The 1,516-nt window shown below is 69.3% G+C and carries 2 protein-coding genes; both read right to left on the bottom strand.

The window, feature by feature from the left end; translation table 11 throughout:
• A partial coding sequence (locus tag K0M70_RS13270) for a multicopper oxidase domain-containing protein (RefSeq protein WP_290782713.1) occupies nt 1–400 on the bottom strand: 400 nt, incomplete at its 3' end.
• Nucleotides 397–1,516 (bottom strand): TolC family protein (locus tag K0M70_RS13265; RefSeq protein WP_290782712.1); only part of this gene is annotated, 1,120 nt, incomplete at its 5' end. The genes K0M70_RS13270 and K0M70_RS13265, both read right to left, overlap by 4 nt.

Below are 1,516 nucleotides of genomic sequence, written 5' to 3'. Positions count from 1 at the left end.
TGCCGCTGGGCAGCAACAGGCCGTGCCAGTGGATGGTGGTGGGTTCGCGCAGGCGGTTGGTGACCAGGATGCGAACGCGGTCGCCTTCCACGGCTTCAATGGTCGGGCCGGGCGTGCCGCCGTTGTAGCCCCAGCAGGTTGCCTTGGATCCCGGCGCGAATTCGTGTTCGAACTCTTCCGCCACCAGGTGGAACTCCTTCACGCCACCGACGTTGCGGTGGGGCAGGGACCAGCCGTTGAGCGTGCGCACCTTGCCCGCGCGACGGGCGGCGGGGGAGGGCGCCGGCTCGGCCATGTCGTGGCCTTCGTGGCCGCCGGACTGCGCTACGGCCTGCGCGGCGGTGGTGGTCACCAGCCCCGCGCCGGCGCCGATCAGCAGGTTGCGTCGGGTGAGTTTCATGGCTTGTCTCCGTGATCGTGCTGGTCGTCGCGCGCGGGCGCAGGCTCATGCTGCGAATGGTCCATCTTCGAGTGGTCCATGCCTTCGTGCTGCGAATGGTCCACGGCCTCGGGCTTGGAATCATCCATTCCCTCATGCTGCGAATGGTCCACGGCCTCGGGCTTGGAATGATCCATGCCCTGATGCTGCGAGTGGTCCATCGCCTCGGGCTCGGAATGGTCCATGCCCTGATGCTGCGAGTGGTCCATGGCCCCGGGCTTGGAATGGTCCATGCCCTGGTGCTGCGAATGGTCCACGGCCGCGGGCTTGGAATGGTCCATGCCCTGGTGCTTGGAATGATCCATGCCTTGGTGCTGTGAATGGTCCATGCCGCCCTTGGGCGACAGGATGTCGTTGACGCTGGGCGTGCGTGCGTCGATGCCTTCGTCGCTGGGCAGGCGCTGGCCGACCGCGCGCGACAGGGCCACGCGCGCCAGCCAGTAATCACGTACCGACTCGAGGTAGGCCTGGTAGGCGTCGTATTCCGCCACCTTGGCCTGCACCAGCTCGAACACGCCTATCAGCATGAAGTTCTGGCGCTCCTGCTGGCGCGCCACGATGGCCTCGCGCTGGGGCACCAGCGCCTCGCGGTGCAGCTGCACCACGTCGCGCATCGCCGCCACCGACTCACTGCCCAACCGCACGCCCTGGGCCGTGGAAAGCTCCGCCTGCTGCACGCGCGCCAGCGCCGCGGCCAGCTGCGCCTGTGCGCGCGCCAAACGTGCCTGGCCCTGGTTGAAGATCGGCAGCTCCAGCGCGATCTCGGGACCGCGCAGTCGCGCACCATCGGCCTCGCTTTCGCGCTCGTAGCCGATCTCGCTGCCGCCCAGCCAGCGCAGCGTGCGCGTGAGGCCCAGCGCATCGGCCAGCACTTCGGCTTCCTTGCGTGCGGCCAGCAGTTCGGGATTGCCGTCGGCGGCCAGGCGCGCAAGGACTCCGGCATCGTCTTCCCGCGGCACCGGCAGGGGCAGGTTGTCGCTGGCTTCCCAGTCGGCTTCGTCGCCGTGCAGGCCCAGCTGCAGGTTCAGCGCCAGGCGCGCGCGGCCGGCGTCGGCGCGCGCGCGCCGCGCGGCGATT

This window comes from Arenimonas sp. (assembly GCF_019459675.1).
Lineage (GTDB): Bacteria > Pseudomonadota > Gammaproteobacteria > Xanthomonadales > Xanthomonadaceae > Arenimonas.
The sequence above is the reverse complement of the archived record's forward strand: the minus strand, read 5'-3'. Positions and strand labels throughout refer to the sequence as shown.